The organism is Bacteroides sp. LFL-34, assembly GCF_027257075.1.
Classification (GTDB): domain Bacteria; phylum Bacteroidota; class Bacteroidia; order Bacteroidales; family Bacteroidaceae; genus Bacteroides; species Bacteroides ovatus.
Genome location: NZ_JAPQKZ010000021.1, coordinates 15,111 through 34,500, shown reverse-complemented (window position 1 = coordinate 34,500; position 19,390 = coordinate 15,111). Strand labels below are relative to the sequence as shown.

The following is a 19,390-nucleotide window of genomic DNA, read 5'->3' as shown; positions in this document are numbered from 1 at the left end:
AGGATTATGAAAGAATTGGTAGAAAAGGTAGCAGCTCTTTATGCTGACTTCTCAAAAGATGCTAACGCACAGATCGAAAACGGTAACAAAGCAGCAGGAACTCGCGCTCGTAAAGCTTCTTTGGAAATCGAAAAAGCAATGAAAGAATTCCGTAAAGCATCTTTGGAAGCTTCTAAAAAATAATTTAGAAGACTACTAGGATATTGAAAAAGAGGGCATATCGTGAAGCGATATGCCCTCTTTTTGTTTTAATGCGGAATGACTTTTTATTGTTTTAGTACGGATAGTGGCAATTATTTATAGCATAAAAAGCGGTTCGTTTGGGTGAATCGCTTTTTTAGAAAAGAGATGTCTCCCAAGATGTAAGTCCGGGCTTTTTATATTTTTGTGGTTCTTTTAAATGATTTATTTGCAATTTGTAGGGGGCAAACTTTTTTCTTCTATACGCATCTCAAATTAAATCGTATATTTGCGAAAAGAATCAAGATCGGGAATGATGAACGAAAACGTCTTAGCTAAACTGAAGATACTTGCAGAATCTGCCAAGTACGATGTTTCCTGTTCTTCCAGTGGTACGGTGCGTTCCAATAAGCCGGGAACGCTGGGAAACACTGTGGGAGGATGGGGGATATGCCACAGTTTTGCCGAGGACGGTCGATGTATCTCGCTATTGAAAATCATGCTTACCAATTATTGCATTTACGATTGTGCCTATTGCGTCAACCGTCGTAGCAACGATCTTCCCCGCGCTACCTTTTCCGTTTCGGAATTGGTGGAGCTGACAATGGAATTCTACCGTCGTAACTATATCGAAGGGCTGTTTCTTAGCTCCGGAGTGGTCCGTAATCCGGACTATACAATGGAGAGACTTGTGCGTGTAGCCAAAGATTTGCGGCAAGTGTACCGTTTTAACGGTTATATCCATCTCAAGAGTATTCCCGGAGCCAGTCGCGAATTAGTGAATGAAGCCGGATTGTATGCCGATCGTCTTAGCGTCAACGTCGAAATTCCCAAAGAAGAAAATTTGAAACTGCTTGCACCGGAAAAAGACCATAAAAGCGTATTTGCTCCGATGAAATACATTCAACAAGGCGTGTTGGAGAGTAAAGAAGAACGGCAGAAGTTTCGCCACGCACCGCGTTTCGCACCTGCGGGACAAAGTACCCAGGTGATTGTGGGAGCTACCTCCGAATCGGATAAAGATATTCTTTTTCTTTCGTCGGCACTTTATGGGCGCCCCACCATGAAACGTGTCTATTACTCGGGCTACGTTTCCGTGAATACGTATGATAAGCGCCTTCCGGCATTGAAACAGCCGCCTCTGGTACGTGAAAACCGGCTCTATCAGGCTGACTGGTTATTGCGTTTTTATCAATTCAAGGTAGATGAAATTGTGGATGATTCCTATCCGGATCTCGATCTCGAAATAGACCCGAAACTTTCGTGGGCTTTGCGCCATCCCGAACAGTTTCCTGTTGACATCAATAAGGCAGACTACGAAATGTTGCTCCGTGTGCCGGGAGTAGGGGTGAAGTCGGCGAAACTGATTGTTGCTTCCCGTCGTTTTTCGCGGCTGGGATTTTATGAACTGAAGAAGATAGGAGTGGTGATGAAGAAAGCGCAATATTTCATCACTTGCAAAGAACTGCCTCTTCAGATGCAGACGGTGAACGAACTTTCTCCGCAACGAGTGCGCAGCTTATTGTTGCCGAAACCAAAAAAGAAAGTGGATGAACGCCAGTTGTTGCTTGATTTTGGCGAATAAGAATAATTTACGATTAGACAATTTACTATTCAAAAGTGATACCAAGCGTAAATCGTCTAATAGTAAATTCAATTGTAAATTGTCTAATAGTAACTTAAATAGTAAATCGTAAATTGTCTAATAGTAAATATGTTTAGTGTTTATATTTACGATAAAACCTTTGATGGTCTGCTGACGGCTGTGTTCGACGCCTATTTCCGCAAGACTTTCCCCGATGCTTTGCTGTCGGAAGGAGATGCTTTGCCTTTATTTTGTGATGAGCTGCATACGGTAGTGACCGATGAAGAAAAGGCCGGGCGTGTGTGGCGGGGATTACAGAAGAAAGTTTCCTCTTCCGCTTTGGGGTGCCTCACGCAAAGTTGGCTGTCGGAACTTCCGGAAGTAGGGATGCTTATTTTTCGTTATATCCGTAAAGCGATCGACGCGCCCCGGTCCATTGAAACCAATTTTGGTGATCCGGACGTTTTGCAATTGGTGCAAATATGGAAGAAGGTGGATGGCGAACGTGTGCACCTGATGCAGTTTGTCCGTTTCCAGAAAGCTGCCGACGGTACATTCTTTGCCGCTTTCGAACCGCAGTATAATGCGCTCCCGCTGACGGTTCACCATTTCAAAGACCGTTTTGCCGATCAGAAGTGGATTATTTACGACATGAAACGCCGTTACGGATTTTATTATGACTTGCAGGAGGTGACGACTATCTCGTTTGATGATGACAGTCGTGAATCCCATTTGATTACGGGGATGCTGGACGAAAGTCTGATGGACAAGGATGAGAAGCTTTTCCAACAACTTTGGAAGACATATTTCAAGGCCATTTGTATCAAAGAACGCATGAATCCGAGGAAGCACAGGCAGGATATGCCTGTACGTTATTGGAAGTATCTGACGGAAAAGCAAAAGTAGATTTCCATTTTGGGAGAGGAGCGAAAGTCTGACTATTCAATTCGCTGCACCGTTACATCCGGAAATTCCTGTATCAGCGAAAGCAGATGCCCTTCATCATTATTTCGTTTCGACTTGATAACCATCGTAACCTGATAATATTCTGTTTCACCCGTGTGTTGCGTTTCCATCTCGTAAGAGACTATCAGGTAGTCTTTAGAGTTGAATCTGTCCGCTATCTGTTTCAGTATGTCTTTGTTGGGAGTTGAGAAAGAAACCATCGAGCTTTTCATTCCGATGCTTTTAAATAGATAGCTAAGTAGTTCCAGTCCGACGAGGGTTAACACCGTGGCGGCAATACCGATGGTGTACATTCCTGCACCTACCGCCAAGCCGATACCTGCTGTTGCCCAGATTCCTGCGGCGGTAGTCAATCCGCGTACAATCTGTTTTTGAAAGATGATGGTTCCTGCACCGATAAATCCGATACCGCTGACAACCTGTGCCGCCACCCGACTGGGATCGAGTGTGACACTACTTTCTTTTATAATTTCCTGAAATCCGTATTGGGAAACAATCATAATCAAAGCACTACCTAGCGACACGAGAAAATGAGTGCGGTATCCGGCTTCTTTGGCACGGTATTCACGATCCAGTCCAATGATGGTTCCCAGTATTCCGGCGACCAATAAACGGATTACAAAATCCATATTCAACATCATGTGTTCAATCTCCTTTCTGTTTTTTATTGTTTGTGGAAAAATGCTTAGAACCATAAATATACAATTATTTCCCCTTTTTGTATCAATCATTTAGTAATATTTGAACGTATCCAATTCATTTTATCGTATATTCGCAGATTCAAATAAATGTTTAATCCCGCGACCGAGCAAATAATGAAGAAAAGAATTTTTTATATAATCAGCTTTCTGGTGATCTTCTGTATGGAGGTGTTGATAGCTTTGTATGTGCGCGACCGTTTCATACGTCCCTATGTCGGAGATATGCTGGTTGTAGTGCTGGTATATAGCTTTGTACGTATCTTTCTGCCGACGGGGATTCCGCGGATGCCGTTTTATGTCTTTCTTTTTGCCTGTTTTGTAGAAGTCTTGCAATACTTCCAGCTGGTGGAAACATTGGGTGTCACGAACCGCGTAGCCCGAATTGTGCTGGGTTCTACGTTCGATTGGGGAGATATTGCCTGCTATGCTGTGGGATGCGTTTTCATTGTCTTATTCGAGCATTTCGTCCGGCGTAGATCGTAGAGGATTTATTTCTCTTCCGCTTTGGTTTCGGATGGGTTTAGGCTGTGGCCGCAATATTTGCAAAACTCTGCATTATCTTCGTGTCCGGAGCGATGGCAGTTGGGACATTCTTTGTCTCTCCTGCGTTTATACTCTTTCATCATGGAGGCAGATACGATACCTGTGGGTACGGCAATAATCGTGTAACCGATCAGCATGACACAGGCGGAAAGGAATTTTCCGAGGCCGGTGGCGGGAGTAATATCTCCATAACCTACGGTAGTCATGGTGACGATAGCCCAATAGATGCTGTTCGGGATATTGTTGAACTGGGAGTTGGGTTGCGTTCCTTCAATCATATACATTAGCGTTCCGATGGAAGTCACCAGAATGACGACAAACAGGAAGAACACTGCAATCTTCTTACTACTTTCACGCAAGGCAGTGAGCAGCCGTTCCCCCTCATTCAGAAAGTTGAAAAGCTTGAAGACGCGGAACACACGTATCAGGCGGAAGGCACGGATGATGAGTAGATAGCGGGCGCCCGGAAAGAGCAGACCGATGTAAAGAGGCAATGTGGCCAGTAAGTCTACGATACCGAAAAAGCTGAATATGTATTTCCGGGGACGGGGTGAACAGTAGATTCTCGTCAGGTATTCGAAAGTAAAGAAGCCGGTGAAAAGGAATTCCATAATGACGAACGGAGTCGTCAGATAGGTGGGAAGTCCTTTCAGGCTTTCGATGATGACGAGCAATACGCTGACCAGAATACAGGCGATAAGAATCACGTCGAACAATTTCCCGGCAGGGGTGTCCGATTCGAAGATGATGACGTATAACTTTCGTTTCAGTTTCTCGTCATGCAAAAAACGATGGATTCTTTCTTTCAGTTTCATATCAATAGTGTTTGGCCGGAATTAAAGAAAAAGCCTTTTTAGTCGATGACCCACTGTTTATTGTAGGCAACGGTCTTTTGCGGGTTGTAATACATTCCCTCTTGTGTAGGAATATAGAGAATGTATGTCTTTCCGGTCTTGTTTTTCAATGAAGTGTCGCGCAGCCAGGGGTTGGCATCACGAAGTTGGGCATAGGTGATTCCCTGTGATTTTGCGTAGTCGTTCAGATCGTCGATAGAAGTGTTGACGGTTACCTCTTTATAAGGAATAGGCGGATACAGATGTTCCCGTTTCAAGAGGAATCCGTAACGTTGCGGGTTATTGAATATCTCTTTGGCTGCCAGCAGGCGGAACATGTAGCGGGAAGTTTCCTCTACCAGCCATAAGTCCATGGCATGACTTGCCAACTGCTTTTCAAGTTGGGAGGAGATACGTCCCTGTCCGGCGTTATAGGCGGCGGAGACAGCCATCCAATCGCCATATTTGGCATACGCCTGTTTGAAGTATTTGCAGGCGGCAACGGTTGCTTTTTCAATATGATAGCGTTCGTCTACGTTATCGTTCACTTCCAGCCCGAATTCCCGTCCGGTGGCAGGCATAAATTGCCATAGACCTGCTGCTCCTGCCGGAGAGCGTGCGATGTTATTCAGATTGCTCTCGATGACCATCAGGTATTTGAAGTCGTCGGGGATACCGTTTGCTTTCAGTATCGGTTCGATGATGGGGAAGTAACGGTTGGCGCGCTTGATTAATAGCATGGTGGTGGAGTGCATATAGGTGAAGGCCATCATCTCGCGGTCCATCCGTTCGCGGCGGTCATAGCGCCGGAGGTCGATCGTTTCCCCGTCGAAGGTGACCTGTGCGGGAACAGTAGGCGGAGTGACACAATAAGGCACTTCCGATTTGGCGGAATGTTGTTCGTTCACTTGGCTGCTGCCTGTCAATATTGGGATGGAAGCACCGATGCAAAATACTAATATAAGTGTAAGAATATAGTTGATTTTCATTTGTCTTTTCATTTTATAACCTTTTTGGATGCTTCAATGTTTACGTCTATCTTGCAAAGATAACCTCATTTTGCTTTTTTCAAAGAACTTTTCTTGCATTTTATACGTTTTTCTAATAGAGTTAAAATAAACAACGAATCAAGATGAATATAGCAATGACCGGAGCTACCGGATATATAGGTAAACATCTTTCTAATTATCTTACAGAAAAGGGCGGACATCGGATCATTCCTCTAGGAAGGTCGATGTTTCGCGAAGGTATGTCCGGTTATTTGATTCAGACACTGACCCATTGTGATGTTGTCATCAACCTGGCAGGTGCACCTATCAATAAACGTTGGACACCGGAATATAAACAGGAGCTTTTCAACAGTCGTATTGTTGTAACCAATCGTATTATCCGCGCTTTGAACGCAGTCAAAACGAAACCGAAACTGATGATTTCGGCTTCTGCCGTAGGTTATTATCCTTCGGAAGCGGAGGTGGACGAATATACCCGTACCCGTGGAGAAGGTTTTCTGTCCGATCTTTGCTATGCGTGGGAAAAAGAGGCGAAACACTGTCCCGAACCTACAAGGCTCGTTATTACACGCTTCGGCGTAGTGCTTTCTCCGGACGGGGGAGCGATGCAGCAGATGCTTCGCCCTTTGCAAGCCACCAAGATAGCCACCGCCATCGGTCCCGGTACACAGGTTTTTCCGTGGATATCGATACGGGATCTTTGCCGTGCAATGGAGTTCTTTATCACTCACGAAGAGACACATGGGGTATATAACCTGGTTGCTCCGCAGCAGATCTCGCAATATGCTTTCACCCGTGCGATGGGAAAGGCTTATCGGGCATGGACAACGATGGTAGCTCCGCAACGAATTTTCCGTATCTTATATGGTGAAGCGGCATCTTTCCTGACTGCTGGCCAGAGAGTTCGCTCAACGCGTCTTACGGAGGCGGGATTTCATTTCTCCATTCCCAATGTCGGACGTCTTTTCAGAGGTACGGACCATAGTACGGTTACCTCTCTCGATTTGCACCGGTATATGGGACTTTGGTATGAAATAGCCCGCTACGAGAATCGTTTTGAATACGGACTTGTAGACGTCACGGCTACTTACACGCTCCGTCCCGACGGCATGATTCGTGTGGAGAACCGGGGATGCAAACGTAATTCTCCTTACGACATCTGCAAGACTGCCAACGGACACGCCAAAATACCCGATCCCACACAGCCGGGCAAACTGAAAGTGTCTTTCTTCCTTAGTTTCTATTCTGATTATTATGTCTTGGAACTGGATGAAGAGAATTACAATTATGCCCTGGTAGGCAGCAGTACTGATAAATATCTCTGGATACTAAGCCGTACACCCCAACTGCCGGAAGAAATCAAGAAGAAACTCGTCACCGCTGCCGAACGTCGTGGATACGATACGAGCCAGTTGAAGTGGATCGAGCAACTCTGATCGCAGGCATATACATATATCAGTTTATGCAATCCGCACCTAATAAATAATATAAGATTGTTTAGCGAAAGTATTTAACGGACGATAAACCAACTTTAAAACAACAGAAATTATGGATTACGAAATTATTCATCAGCCCGAACAAAAATTGTTCAAGACAGAAGTAGACGGTCGCACCGCCTTTGTACAATATCGCCTGATAGGTGATTCTCTTGATATTATCCACACAATTGTGCCACAACCCATTGAAGGGCGGGGGATTGCCGCTGCTTTGGTAAAAGCTGCTTACGCCTATGCATTAGCTAACGGGATGAAGCCGAAAGCAACGTGCTCTTATGCAGTGAAGTGGTTGGAAAGACACCCGGAAATAAATGGTTAAATACTCGCTTTTGATTCGTCGGAAAAGGAAATAATATTATCTTTGTAATTGGAAATCAATGAAGAAAAATAGTGTTATGATAAAAGAAGGTGAAAAGGTAAAAGTGGATCCTAGATTAACGGGACTCGATGAATGGATAGAGGGTACAGTAATTGATATTGAACATAATCCGTTCAAAGGCTTAGTTATAGCGATTCGTGATAAATTTAACCGTATTTTCTTTGGTGAGCAGAAATATTTTATTCCTGTAAATGAGGATAATGTATGTATGCAATAGCCTTTGATATGGTCATTACAGACCTACGTGCCAATTATGGAGAGCCTTATAACAATGCCTATTTTGAAATAAATAAAGTGTTGCGTCAGTATGAGTTTTATAATACGCAGGGTAGTGTATATCTAACAGAGAAAACTGATATGGCAAATCTTTTTCGTGCAATTGACGCTTTGAAACGTATTCCTTGGTTTCAGGCGTCAGTTCGTGATCTTCGTGCGTTTCGTGTAGAAGACTGGTCGAACTTTACGGATTTTATAAAAGAAAATAAGTAGATAAGCTTTCAGGTCTGAATATGTATTCATGCCTGAAAGCTCCTTTTATTTCTCAATTACTGTTTCCACCTCTTCAACTGTGGAAAGTACTCCTTCATCGTTTTCCGTGCTTCCTCCACTGTGTATTTCACTTCCGAGTCTTTATTGAACTCATCCAGATAATTCAGATTAAGCTCGATCATCTCGTCCATGGTACACTCTTTCGTGAAATGTCCGTCCGCATAGCAATAGTGGCAATAATCTTCGTTCTTGCTACCGTCCGCTTCTTTTCCAAAAGTTGAGTCGTCTATCGGCATACCGCAACTTTGACAAAATTTTTGTTCCATCTTTTTTTGTTAGATTATAAGTTTATGTTACAAGACAAATGTAAGTAGAAATATTGGAAAAGAAGTAATCCGGTCTTGCTATTTATTCATTTATTTCTTTCCTGGTTTGCTTTTGGTGTTAATTGGTTTTCACGGGCAGCCGTTTCCACATCCAACGGGGAATCATTTTCCAGAAAAAGACCAGTATCCGGTAGCGCCAGTCGATCACTACTATCCGTTGTTTCCGCTCCAGTGACCAGGCGATGTGACGTCCCACTTTCGCTGCATCCATCAATAGCGGATAATGTTTCCCGTCGTTGAGCAAGTCGGTGGCAACAAATCCGGGACGGATATCAGTAAAACGGATATTCAGTTTTTGTAAATATGAAAGTTGTTCGAGAGCATCTATGTAAGTGTTCTGGAAGCGTTTGGTGGCAGAGTAGGCAGGAGCCACTCCAAGTCCTTTCGTTCCCGCGATGGAGCTGATGACTGCCAGGTGGCCGCCTCCGCTTTTCCTGAAATAGATGAAAGCGGTATCCACCATGCGGATAAATCCCTCTACATTCGTGTATGCTGTGTTCAGCTCCACCTCCATGTTCAGATTCGTATTCTGGAAACCGATGCCCGAGCTAAGAAGAAACAAATCCATGCCGCCCACCTTGTCGATGAGCATATTCAATTTCTCGCCTGCATCTTCCTGGGTTACGTCCAACGTTTGAATTTGAATCTGATCCGGTGCTGCCCGTTGTAGGTTTTCGAGAGCAGATTGCCGTCTGCCGGCTACTCCGATTTGCCATCCATCCAGTAACAGACATTTTGCAACTTCTTGTCCGATGCCGGAGGTAGCGCCAATGATAATGGCTTTTTTCATTACTGATTTTTTTAGTAAGTTATAGGTTCAATAAATGTCGTATGGCCTGCCAGGGTGCATAAAGCAACATCCTCGGTCCGGAGAAACGCATCACCTGTCGCATTCGTTCGCGCATGACGGGTTTGTAACAATGTACGGTGCATTCCTTGCATGCACTCTTCTTCTCTCCAAACGGACAATGGTCGAGACGTGCGTGGGCATAGCGGAGCAACTCTTCACAGTCGGCACAAAGAATTGTATTTTTTTCTTTTTTCCGGCAATAGAGGCGGATCATCAACTCTACCGTTTTCTTTTCGTGCGCAATGCGTGATGCTTTCATCTCTTTCTTTTTTACACTTTGGAATGACAAAGATAGCGAAGATTATGCAGAAATGCAGGCGTATTCTGTTAAAATACACCTTCTTCTTTTTTCTATTTTGAAAAGCACCCTTTCATTTTGGTAGGGTATTTAGAGATTACTTATTCAAAATGAAAAAAATATTGCATTGATTACAAGCTAATTATCAGAATCCTTTTCATTTTGGCATACTCTTGGCTATGAGGGGAACATACAAAATGATTCATGAGTTATGGAAGAGTACATTTCAGATAACAGTCTGTATATTCGGAGTAAGAATAATAGCATGATTAACCGGAAGATGATAGGGCGCGTGTTGGGTATGTTGCTATTTATCGAATTGGGGATGTTCTTACTTTGTGCCGGAGTGTCGGCTGGTTACGGGGAAAGTGATTATAAATACTTTCTTTACACCTGTATCATCAATGCTGTGGTAGGCGGATTGTTACTGCTCTACGGACGGGGAGCGGAGAATAAGATGAGCCGGAGAGACGGATATTGTGTGGTCACTCTTTCATGGGTGTTTTTTACCTTTTTCGGCATGCTTCCTTTTTATTTTAGCGGAAGCATTGATACGATAACCAATGCCTTTTTCGAAACCATGTCCGGGTTTACCACTACAGGAGCTACTATTCTCGATGATATTGAATCCCTTTCCCACGGTATGCTTTTCTGGCGAAGCCTGACGCAGTGGATCGGTGGTTTGGGGATTGTGTTTTTCACGATTGCCATTCTTCCTATCTTTACCACGGGAGGAGTGCAACTCTTCTCTGCTGAATCTACGGGAGTGACGCACGACCGTACCCATCCGAAAATCAATGTCATGGCCAAGTGGTTGTGGACAATTTATCTGGTATTGACAGTTTCGGAAACTGTCTTATTGATGTTTGGGGGCATGAGCTTGTTTGATGCCATTTGCCAGTCGTTTGCCACTACTGCTACGGGCGGATATTCTACCAAGCAGAACAGTATATCTTACTGGAATTCTCCGTATATAGAATATGTGGTGGCTATCTTTATGATTGTTTCCAGTATCAACTTCTCTTTGTTTCTGATGTGTTTGAAAGGAAAAGTCGGTCGTTTATTCAAAGATGAAGAGCTGCACTGGTTTCTGGCGTCAGTGGGTATCTTGACTTTTCTTATCACGTTGGCGCTCGTCTTTCAAAATCATTATGACTGGGAACTGGCTTTCCGGAAAGCATTGTTCCAGGTGTCTACGGTGCATACTTCCTGCGGTTTTGCTACGGATGATTATAATATGTGGCCTCCTTTCACGTGGTTACTGTTGTTTATTGCGATGCTTTCGGGAGGGTGTACGGGTTCTACCAGTGGAGGTATCAAGAATATGCGGTTGCTGATTGTGGCACGTGCCATTCGGAATGAGTTCAAACATCTGCTCCACCCGAATGCCGTGCTTCCCGTACGTATCAATAAGCAGACGGTGTCTTCTTCTATCGTAACTACCGTATTGATTTTCTTTGCTTTTTATCTGGTTCTGATCCTGATTGGGTGGACGGCTCTTTTGTTTTTGGGAGTTGGCTTTTCCGAGTCCGTCAGTACGGTTATTTCGAGTATAGGCAATGTCGGTCCGGGATTGGGAACTTGCGGGCCTGCATATTCGTGGAATTCTTTACCTGATCTGGCAAAGTGGATACTTTCTTTTCTGATGCTGGTGGGACGTCTGGAATTGTTTAGTGTACTCCTGTTGTTTTATCCGGGATTCTGGAAGAATAGATAAACTGTAAATCATGAACGGGCTTCTGAAACATCGTTGGAAGAGTTTGTGGTTGACGGAAACAATCTGTATCTTTGCAGCATGAAAAAGTTATTGTGTCCGCAATGCAAGATTGCAGCTATGTATGTGAAGAATGAACAGGGTGACAGGCTGCTGGTTTATGTGCTCGAAGATGGTGAAGTTGTTCCCAAATATCCGGAAGATTCGATGGAGGGGTTCGATTTGACAGAAGTCTTCTGCCTGGGATGCTCGTGGCATGGTTCACCTAAACGGTTGGTGAAACGATAGACCGGGAGACTCATGCTCTCATACTGATTTTTTTGATTTATGTCAACTAAAAGAGGAACGCAAATCAAGAACTAATTCATTGAATTTTCCGTATCTTTGCATCCGATTTTAGAACATAGACGTATGGCAACTTCTAAAGAAATGACGGCAGGGCCGGCATTACCTCTCATTTTAAAGTTTACGCTGCCGCTTTTACTCGGCAATCTGTTGCAACAAACGTATTCGCTTGTTGATGCTGCAATTGTAGGAAAGTTTTTAGGAATTAACGCGTTAGCTTCTGTTGGAGCTAGCACATCGGTGGTGTTTCTTATTCTCGGGTTCTGCAATGGATGTTGCGGAGGTTTCGGAATACCCGTTGCGCAGAAGTTTGGGGCGCGGGATTACAGTACGATGCGCAGTTATGTGGCCGTCAGTCTGAAACTGGCTGCGGGAATGTCTGTGGTGATTGCTCTTCTCACCTGTATTTTATGTGAGGATATTCTTCGGATCATGCGTACGCCGGAGAATATTTTCGAAGGGGCGTATGCTTATTTGCTTGTCACGTTTATTGGTGTGCCGTGTACTTTCTTCTATAATCTTCTTTCGAGCATTATCCGTGCGTTGGGAGACAGTAAGACGCCTTTTTGGTTTCTGCTGTTTGCGGCTGTTCTGAATATCATTCTTGATTTGTTCTGTATTTTGGTACTTGGCTGGGGAGTGGCGGGAGCTGCTATTGCTACTGTCTTTTCGCAAGGATTGTCGGCTGTTCTTTGCTACATTTATATGTACCGGAAGTTTGAAATATTGCAAGGTACTCCGAAAGAACGCCGGTTCCAGTCGAAACTGGCTAAGACACTGCTTTACATTGGTGTGCCTATGGGATTGCAGTTTTCTATCACGGCTATCGGCAGCATCATGCTTCAGAGTGCGAATAATGCATTGGGAACAGCGTGTGTGGCAGCTTTTACGTCTGCTATGCGCATCAAGATGTTCTTTATCTGCACGTTCGAGAGTCTGGGAATTGCGATGGCTACGTATAGCGGACAGAATTATGGGGCAGGAAAACCGGAGCGTGTCTGGTTGGGAATTAAGGCGAGTGCTTTGATGATGATCGTTTATGCGGCATTTACATTCGTTCTTCTGATGGTGGGAGCTAAATATTTTGCATTGATCTTTGTAGATCCGTCGGAAACGGAAATTCTGTTGGATACCGAGTTATTCCTGCATATCTCCTGTATGTTCTTCCCGATGCTTGGTTTGTTGTGTATCTTGCGTTATACCATTCAGGGAGTAGGCTTTACCAATCTTGCCATGTTCTCCGGAGTGGCGGAGATGATTGCTCGTATTCTTGTCAGTCTCTATGCCGTACCGGTATTCGGTTTTATTGCTGTCTGCTACGGTGATCCGATGGCTTGGATAGCGGCAGACTTATTCCTCGTGCCGGCCTTTATCTATGTTTATCGCAGGTTGAAGAAGCAGGTATTTACGAATAGTCAGGTTACGCAAACGGTGGCATGATTGCCGGTTGGTGGCTTGCGTAACCCGACTTGCAGTTTGCATAACCCGGTTTGTGGCTTGCGTAACCTGGTTTGCTTTGATTTTATTTCGGATATTTTAATCTTGTACAGGGTATAGCGGGTTTCCGCTTTCGTCTACCTCTGTCCATTCTTTCACACTGACATTGGCGAATGAGATGGAGTTTTCATTGATAACTGCCCGGAAAAGGTATGAATTTCCGGCTGACAGGAGGTTGTTGGGTGGAGTGAGCGGAGTGGTGTAGGTACGTGAAAAGCTTTCTCCGTTTACCATCAGCTCCAGTGTCAAAGTCATGGGAGAGGAGCTCTTTACGGGTAACATGATATATTGTACGGTGAAGTCGTTGATTCCCATATCGGCTGCTTTGTCATAGCTGACTTCCGAAGTGATGATACCTGTTGACAAATCCATGATTGCGCCCGGTTTCGGTGGGGTGATGGTAGCGGAAAGTATCTTGTTTAAAGTGATATTTTCTCCTCCGGCGATCGCTACAACTACTTGCGTGGCTGCGTGTTGGTAGGTTATGGGGATATTTATCTGTGAACTGGCGATGTCCTGATGAACTGCGTGCCACCAAAGATAATCTACTCCGTTGGATAAAGGTTCGGATAGTCCGTTGGTGAAAGTAGGCGCCGGGCTGGTGGAATTGCATGATACGGCATAAAAGCTATAGATAGCATTGCTCAAATACATTTTATATCCTAGATTTCCTGTCAGTACACCGGGGGAGGAGGTGACATAGTTGCCTTGAGCAACGGGAGCGCCTGTGATATTGTTCGATGTGTTGGCTGTATAGGCACACAACCAGCTTTGAAGTCCTTTTCCCATGGGGGACATGGCTCGTGTGATGTTTCGTCCTTCTACGGAAGCACTGAAAGTAATCAGCGCATTCTCTTTGGTCGGATTACCGTTGTTGTCATCATTGCCGGAGCCGGATGAGCCTCCGTTGTTTTCTTCGTCAGGATAGTTGATGTAGATATTGTTTTTGGAGCAGGCTCCCAGTAGCAGCATTGCTAAAGCAGATACGGCTAAATACTTTGTAATGCGGAATTTGATGTCCATAGTCAGGTTCTTTTTGAAAATTAGTAATTACCCCTATATACATTTCAAAAAGAATTTGGTTCATGGCTTAATCATATTTTTTTATGGAAATCGGCCTCTTTCTGTATGCAGAGAATGTCTCCGTATATGGGATGGCGGAACTCTATATATTCGGCATGGAGGTATAGTCTGTCTGCTTTCTTTCCGTAGAGTTCGTCTCCAAGTATGGGGCATCCCAAGCCTTCCGGATGGGCGGCGTGTACTCTTAACTGATGTGTGCGTCCGGTCAATGGATAGAAGATAATCCGGGTGTATTTTCTTGACTCATTGATACTCCGTTCTGATTCATCAATCCTGTTTGATTCGTTGAAAGTGTTTTCAGATTCACTGGTAATTCTTTCAGACTCACTGATTATCTGATATTCTGTAATCGCTTCTTTCCCGTGTTCGCTACTGACCATTTGCCGAGGACGGTCGAGAGGATTCAGACAAAGAGGGAGTTCGATTCTTCCTGTACTTCCTGTTCTTTCTGCTTTTGCTGTTTTTTTCGTTGATACAGTGTTCTTTGCTATTAATATAGCTTTCTCTGCTATTGGCTTTGTCTCTTTCTCTGTTTTTATTATCGCCCCATCCAACACAGCCACATAGCGTTTCTTAATACTTCTGTTTGCAAATTGCGCCTGTAAATCCTGATGTACCTCTTTTGTTTTGGCAACGAGCAATAATCCTGAAGTAGCCATATCGAGCCGATGTACAATCATGGGACCGGTAGCTTCGGGATATTTTTTCTTCAAACGATGATAGACTGAATCTCTGTCCTCTGCTTTTCCCGGAACGGACAACATCCCTGCCGGTTTATTGACTACCAGTAACCATTCATCCTCAAACACGATTTCTAGTTCTTCCTCTTCATGAACAGGATTCAGCAGTGGATTTTCGTCTATCTCCAATCCTTGCAGCATGTGTTGCAGAATCGGTTCGCATTTCCCTTTGCAGGAAGGATAATAATATCCGTGATGCCGGATTTCGTTTTTAGGAGAGTCGCCCCACCAGAATTCAGCCATAGCCAATGGCTTTAATTGATGAAGATACGCATATTGCAATAACTTAGGCAAAGCACATTCACCCGCACCGGCAGGAGGAACTTTCTGAACCGTTTGCTCAAAAATAGTATATAAGTCTTTCACCTCTCCTTGGGCGTTTAGCATCCGGAACTGCTCGAATAATTTTCTTTGTAAAGCTGCCGAACGTTCTTTTCGTTCGGTTTTCAGTCGTTCTATTTCAATATCGAAGTGCCTGACTTCCGTTTCGAGCTCTTCCAATCGTTTCTTCCATTCCTTTTCCAGTCGTTTGTATTCCGCCTTTTGGTATTGGCTTTCCCGAATCAGGGAGGCTTGTTCTTCTTCGGAAAGCTCCGGAGATGACTGGCGGCGAATCTCTCTCGCCTCCTTTGCCATTTTAAGCTCCGCTTTTGCTTGATTCAAAACAGCTTTAGCCTGTTCCGTTTCTATCTTCCATTTCTCTTTTGAACCGAGATAAGAACTACTGTTTTCCAATTCACGAATACGGATATTAATGGCAGAAATCTGTTCTTCTTCGATTTTGAAGAATCCCTCCGGTTGTAATAGGTCATAAACAGGAGGAACGAAATAAGGATGCAGATTCTTTCCGGCCAGATTGCCGGAGAAAGCTGCAAGATAACCAATCTGATTTTCTTCGTTGTTTGTTATTCCGTTGTCCGTTTGCACAATCAACACTCCAAACATCTTTCCGGAAGCCAATTCCTCTTGCCATTCTTTCCGGCTTGCAATATATTCTTTCACTTCTTCTGCAGCCAACACACACAATGGATGAGGTGTATAATGGAAAGGATAAGTGAATTTTTCCGGCAACGCAAGGTAAGAAACGGGTTTCTTGAAAAAATGTATCATCGGTTTATATATATGAATGAATGTGATTACCTTTGCAAAAGTAACGTAAATCCGCGAATTTTATTCTATATTTGTTTGAGAGTTTGAGTGAGATAACGTGGACGTTTGAATGAAATTGTATGGATAGGATAGAAGAAAAACCAAAATTTGCCTTTCTTGGCAACAGTCACATGGCTTTTTGGGCACTGGATATCTATTTCCCACAATGGGAATGTCTGAACTATGGTGCTCCCGGTGAAGGGCTGGCCTATGTGGAGTCTTTTGCGGTAGACACTTCCGATTGCCAGGTCGTTGTTCAATTCGGAACCAATGATATTTATCAGTTGAACGATGAAAATATAGATGAATATGTAGAGCGTTATGTAAAAGCGGTTCTTGCCGTCCCTTCACTGAAAACATATCTTTTCTGTATTTTTCCGCGTAATGATTATGATGATTACAGTACGGCTGTGAATAAATTTATCCAGATCCTTAACCGGAAGATACACGAAAAATTGCAGGGAACAGATATTGTCTATCTGGACGTATTCAATCGTTTATTGCAGGATGGCAGGCTGAATCCGGAGTTGACTCTCGACGATTTACATTTGAATGGTAAGGGGTACAGTATTCTGACAGAAGCACTGAAACAGGCTTCCAGTTTGTAAATCATACCTAAATACTTCATTCCTTGCTTTTATTTATAAATTTGGTGGCGTATCAGTTTATTTTTCCTATTTTTGTCCCCAATTTAATAGTAAATAACCCCCATAAAAACGATAAGACTTATGGAAAAAGTAATTATCAATTCGTACGAAGAATTCGAAAAACTAGTAGGCCAACAGATAGGTGTTTCCGATTATGTGGAACTCTCGCAGGAACGTATCAATCTTTTTGCTGATGCAACGCTGGATCATCAATGGATTCATGTAGATACGGAACGTGCGAAAGTAGATAGCCCTTATCATAGCACGATTGCTCATGGCTACCTGACATTGTCTATGCTTCCTTATTTGTGGAATCAGATTATCCAGGTGAATAACCTGAAAATGATGATTAACTACGGTATGGACAAAATGAAATTCGGTCAGGCTGTATTGTCAGGACAGAGCATCCGTCTGGTGACTACTTTGCACTCGCTGACTAATCTGCGTGGTGTGGCAAAAGCGGAAATCAAGTTTGCTATCGAAATAAAAGACCAACCAAAGAAGGCGCTGGAAGGAATTGCTGTATTCCTTTATTATTTCAATTAATGGCAAGCTGTTAAAGAAACAGATTTTATCCCCGGAAATGATCGAAATACGTCTCAAAAGTTAGATACAAAAACTTTTGGGATGTGCTTCAGATGGATCGTTTCCGGGGATAATTTTATCCTTTTACTCCCATAAATCTGAACGGCTGTGCCGGTTTAAACTCTTTCGTTGCATTTCCATGATAAGTTTCACCGTTTGCGATAGATAATTTGAGTACCGGAGCTCCTTCCGACAAGTCTGTTTCCCGTAAGTTTACCCAGAATGTATTAGGTGTCAGACTTGATTCGAAGAAGTAGAGCAAATTCTTACTATCCGATACCGTTCTCCATTGTGTGGTGGAAATTTCTGGAAATTCGGGAGTGGATATGCCATAAGGAACAGAAGTATTACGGATAACGCTGAATACGCTTGCTATGGCTATTCTCACATCATCTGTTTGGGGCAGGGCATTGATATAAAAACTGGCTCTTGCAAAACGGTCGGACGGACGGTTGGTTCCGGGCAGGAAGCTCAATCCTCCTATTGATTTCCAGTATTCGTTTAGTGCCAGTTGCTTGTTGTAGGTAGGGGAGTTGGTCATTACTTTGTACTCCTTGCTGTGGTAAACAGTCAGCTTTCCACTCGTATATTCGAATATTGCACAATCGCCCGTTGCGTCGGAAATAGATAAATGCAAGGTTGCCAGGCGGGAACCATCCGGCATCAGGTCCGATACCACTTGGAAAGTGTTTTCATCAATGAAAGCGACAGCCTCGTCTACGGTGGCGAAGTTATCCAGCATATATTGCACCCATGCAGTAATGGCAAGTCCCGGTTTACTTTGATCTCTGACCGGATACTCCGTTTCGGGCAACCATAACAGATTGGCAACCAAACCTTTCTCATTCATCCCGTCTGTGCTGGCAATCTCGAAAGCCGAAGTTACCACACTGCCATACTTGGACGTCCATTTCAGGGAGTTGGCTCCCGTTTCTCCATTTCTTTCCATACCTTTGGGAAATACCCAAAGATTGCTGTGCATTTCTGTTTTCCAGTCCATAGACCGGCCGGTTGCCACCATTCCATTCTTTCCCGAATAAACGACTCTTGTACACATAATTTTAATTTCTAGTTAAAGGTTTATTATAAGCTGCTTTTACAGGGAATCCAACGGATGCGAATTCATTCCGCAAAAGCGTATTCTGAAAACAATAACGTTCCATTTATGTTTTAGATAAGTATCAGATATTAATAAAGTATCAAAAAACAGGAATTATGTCATTAAGTAATCTTCTCATCATATTTTCGTCATCGTTTATGGCGCTGTTTCCGGTGATAAACCCTTTGGGGAATGGTTTTGTCGTCAATGGATTCTTTACAGACCTCGATCCTCAACAACGGAAAGCAGCCATTCAGAAGCTGACGCTCAATTTTATAATGATCGGTGTAGGGACATTGGTGATAGGACATCTGTTTCTATTGATTTTCGGTTTGGCTATTCCTGTTATTCAGTTAGGAGGTGGAATACTGATTTGTAAGACGGCAATGGAGCTGTTGGGCGATTCAGGTTCGTCTGATAAAGAAGAAGCCAGCAAGAATGTAGACGGCTTCAGATGGAAAAACATCGAGCAGAAGATATTTTATCCCATCACGTTTCCTATCAGTATCGGACCGGGCAGTATATCGGTTATCTTTACTTTGATGGCGTCTGCCAGTGTTAAAGGTAAATTGTTGCAAACTGGGATTAATTATTTGGTCATTGCGCTTGTTATTATTTGTATGGCGGCCATCTTTTATGTATTCCTTTCACAAGGACAGAGGTTTATTCAGAGGTTGGGACCGGTGGGAAATCAAATTATTAATAAGCTTGTTGCTTTTTTCACTTTCTGCATCGGTATTCAGATTTCGGTGACGGGTATATCCCAGATATTCCATCTGAATATACTCTAATTGAACGGTGAGATAAAAGCAATA

The 19,390-nt window shown here is 43.6% G+C and carries 23 protein-coding genes; 14 read left to right on the top strand and 9 right to left on the bottom strand.

All coding sequences use genetic code 11. From position 1 onward, the window contains the following. Nucleotides 1-6 precede the first annotated feature (6 nt). The 3 genes from N5O98_RS13970 (at nucleotide 7) to N5O98_RS13960 (ending at nucleotide 2,671) form a co-directional block, all read left to right on the top strand. The gene (locus N5O98_RS13970) at nucleotides 7-183 is read left to right on the top strand and encodes a histone H1 (RefSeq protein ID WP_004301965.1); all 177 of its coding nucleotides are present in this window, start codon (nucleotides 7-9) and stop codon (nucleotides 181-183) included. Nucleotides 184-496: 313 nt separating this feature from the next. Next, nucleotides 497-1,765, top strand: coding sequence for a putative DNA modification/repair radical SAM protein (locus tag N5O98_RS13965; protein WP_004304808.1), 1,269 nt, complete (start codon nucleotides 497-499; stop codon nucleotides 1,763-1,765). Between the two features lie 129 nt (nucleotides 1,766-1,894). Beyond that, the gene (locus tag N5O98_RS13960) at nucleotides 1,895-2,671 is read left to right on the top strand and encodes a TIGR03915 family putative DNA repair protein (RefSeq protein ID WP_004308275.1); all 777 of its coding nucleotides are present in this window, start codon (nucleotides 1,895-1,897) and stop codon (nucleotides 2,669-2,671) included. A 32-nt stretch (nucleotides 2,672-2,703) separates the two neighbouring features. Here the strand turns inward: N5O98_RS13960 and N5O98_RS13955 are convergent, their stop codons facing one another. Beyond that, on the bottom strand, nucleotides 2,704-3,372 hold the full coding sequence (locus N5O98_RS13955) for an MgtC/SapB family protein (protein WP_004308274.1): 669 nt from the start codon (nucleotides 3,370-3,372) through the stop codon (nucleotides 2,704-2,706). A gap of 174 nt (nucleotides 3,373-3,546) precedes the next feature. Between N5O98_RS13955 and N5O98_RS13950 the strand changes: the two genes are divergently transcribed. Beyond that, entirely contained in the window at nucleotides 3,547-3,915 is a 369-nt protein-coding gene (locus tag N5O98_RS13950; RefSeq protein WP_004308273.1) for a ribosomal maturation YjgA family protein, read from the top strand. 5 nt (nucleotides 3,916-3,920) lie between these two features. Here N5O98_RS13950 and N5O98_RS13945 read toward each other — a convergent pair whose 3' ends face one another. Continuing rightward, on the bottom strand, nucleotides 3,921-4,790 hold the full coding sequence (locus N5O98_RS13945) for an ion transporter (protein WP_004304811.1): 870 nt from the start codon (nucleotides 4,788-4,790) through the stop codon (nucleotides 3,921-3,923). A 38-nt stretch (nucleotides 4,791-4,828) separates the two neighbouring features. Next, nucleotides 4,829-5,809: a lytic transglycosylase domain-containing protein gene (locus tag N5O98_RS13940; RefSeq protein WP_004308272.1), complete on the bottom strand. Its 981-nt coding sequence runs from the start codon at nucleotides 5,807-5,809 to the stop codon at nucleotides 4,829-4,831. 131 nt (nucleotides 5,810-5,940) lie between these two features. On the opposite strand from N5O98_RS13940, the gene N5O98_RS13935 reads away from it, so the two are divergent. The 4 genes from N5O98_RS13935 (at nucleotide 5,941) to N5O98_RS13920 (ending at nucleotide 8,182) form a co-directional block, all read left to right on the top strand. Further along, complete coding sequence (locus N5O98_RS13935) at nucleotides 5,941-7,254, top strand: TIGR01777 family oxidoreductase (protein ID WP_004301972.1); 1,314 nt, start codon at nucleotides 5,941-5,943, stop codon at nucleotides 7,252-7,254. A gap of 112 nt (nucleotides 7,255-7,366) precedes the next feature. Then, the gene (locus N5O98_RS13930; protein WP_004301973.1) at nucleotides 7,367-7,633 is read left to right on the top strand and encodes a GNAT family N-acetyltransferase; all 267 of its coding nucleotides are present in this window, start codon (nucleotides 7,367-7,369) and stop codon (nucleotides 7,631-7,633) included. 58 nt (nucleotides 7,634-7,691) lie between these two features. Then, nucleotides 7,692-7,910, top strand: coding sequence for a hypothetical protein (locus tag N5O98_RS13925; protein WP_004301974.1), 219 nt, complete (start codon nucleotides 7,692-7,694; stop codon nucleotides 7,908-7,910). Continuing rightward, complete coding sequence (locus tag N5O98_RS13920; RefSeq protein WP_004301975.1) at nucleotides 7,898-8,182, top strand: virulence protein; 285 nt, start codon at nucleotides 7,898-7,900, stop codon at nucleotides 8,180-8,182. The genes N5O98_RS13925 and N5O98_RS13920 overlap by 13 nt, the downstream gene beginning before the upstream one ends. A 56-nt stretch (nucleotides 8,183-8,238) precedes the next feature. Here the strand turns inward: N5O98_RS13920 and N5O98_RS13915 are convergent, their stop codons facing one another. From N5O98_RS13915 to N5O98_RS13905, 3 genes are all read right to left on the bottom strand, one after another. Further along, nucleotides 8,239-8,508 (bottom strand): zinc ribbon domain-containing protein, encoded by a 270-nt coding sequence (locus N5O98_RS13915; RefSeq protein ID WP_004301976.1) that lies wholly within the window; start codon nucleotides 8,506-8,508, stop codon nucleotides 8,239-8,241. Between the two features lie 118 nt (nucleotides 8,509-8,626). After that, complete coding sequence (locus N5O98_RS13910; protein ID WP_004308271.1) at nucleotides 8,627-9,358, bottom strand: SDR family NAD(P)-dependent oxidoreductase; 732 nt, start codon at nucleotides 9,356-9,358, stop codon at nucleotides 8,627-8,629. Between the two features lie 19 nt (nucleotides 9,359-9,377). Beyond that, a complete protein-coding gene (locus N5O98_RS13905) occupies nucleotides 9,378-9,677 on the bottom strand; it encodes a nitrous oxide-stimulated promoter family protein (RefSeq protein WP_004304816.1) in 300 nt (99 codons plus the stop codon). A 250-nt stretch (nucleotides 9,678-9,927) separates the two neighbouring features. Between N5O98_RS13905 and N5O98_RS13900 the strand changes: the two genes are divergently transcribed. The 3 genes from N5O98_RS13900 (at nucleotide 9,928) to N5O98_RS13890 (ending at nucleotide 13,215) form a co-directional block, all read left to right on the top strand. Then, nucleotides 9,928-11,433: a TrkH family potassium uptake protein gene (locus N5O98_RS13900; protein WP_004301980.1), complete on the top strand. Its 1,506-nt coding sequence runs from the start codon at nucleotides 9,928-9,930 to the stop codon at nucleotides 11,431-11,433. Between the two features lie 78 nt (nucleotides 11,434-11,511). Then, nucleotides 11,512-11,718, top strand: coding sequence for a hypothetical protein (locus N5O98_RS13895; RefSeq protein ID WP_007750505.1), 207 nt, complete (start codon nucleotides 11,512-11,514; stop codon nucleotides 11,716-11,718). Nucleotides 11,719-11,841: 123 nt separating this feature from the next. Beyond that, nucleotides 11,842-13,215: an MATE family efflux transporter gene (locus N5O98_RS13890; RefSeq protein WP_004325098.1), complete on the top strand. Its 1,374-nt coding sequence runs from the start codon at nucleotides 11,842-11,844 to the stop codon at nucleotides 13,213-13,215. Nucleotides 13,216-13,311: 96 nt separating this feature from the next. Here the strand turns inward: N5O98_RS13890 and N5O98_RS13885 are convergent, their stop codons facing one another. Continuing rightward, nucleotides 13,312-14,295 (bottom strand): fimbrillin family protein, encoded by a 984-nt coding sequence (locus tag N5O98_RS13885; protein ID WP_004308267.1) that lies wholly within the window; start codon nucleotides 14,293-14,295, stop codon nucleotides 13,312-13,314. A 71-nt stretch (nucleotides 14,296-14,366) separates the two neighbouring features. Next, nucleotides 14,367-16,205, bottom strand: a complete 1,839-nt coding sequence (locus N5O98_RS13880) for an RluA family pseudouridine synthase (RefSeq protein WP_118161399.1) — start codon at nucleotides 16,203-16,205, stop codon at nucleotides 14,367-14,369. Between the two features lie 119 nt (nucleotides 16,206-16,324). On the opposite strand from N5O98_RS13880, the gene N5O98_RS13875 reads away from it, so the two are divergent. Both N5O98_RS13875 and N5O98_RS13870 read left to right on the top strand, forming a co-directional pair. Beyond that, nucleotides 16,325-16,852: an SGNH/GDSL hydrolase family protein gene (locus N5O98_RS13875; protein WP_008644372.1), complete on the top strand. Its 528-nt coding sequence runs from the start codon at nucleotides 16,325-16,327 to the stop codon at nucleotides 16,850-16,852. A 120-nt stretch (nucleotides 16,853-16,972) separates the two neighbouring features. After that, a complete protein-coding gene (locus N5O98_RS13870) occupies nucleotides 16,973-17,437 on the top strand; it encodes a MaoC family dehydratase (protein WP_004308264.1) in 465 nt (154 codons plus the stop codon). Between the two features lie 115 nt (nucleotides 17,438-17,552). On the opposite strand, the gene N5O98_RS13865 is transcribed toward N5O98_RS13870, so the two are convergent. Further along, nucleotides 17,553-18,533, bottom strand: coding sequence for a linear amide C-N hydrolase (locus N5O98_RS13865; protein ID WP_022200041.1), 981 nt, complete (start codon nucleotides 18,531-18,533; stop codon nucleotides 17,553-17,555). Nucleotides 18,534-18,691: 158 nt separating this feature from the next. On the opposite strand from N5O98_RS13865, the gene N5O98_RS13860 reads away from it, so the two are divergent. Further along, nucleotides 18,692-19,366, top strand: a complete 675-nt coding sequence (locus N5O98_RS13860) for a MarC family protein (protein WP_004304823.1) — start codon at nucleotides 18,692-18,694, stop codon at nucleotides 19,364-19,366. The last annotated feature ends 24 nt before the right edge of the window (nucleotides 19,367-19,390 follow it).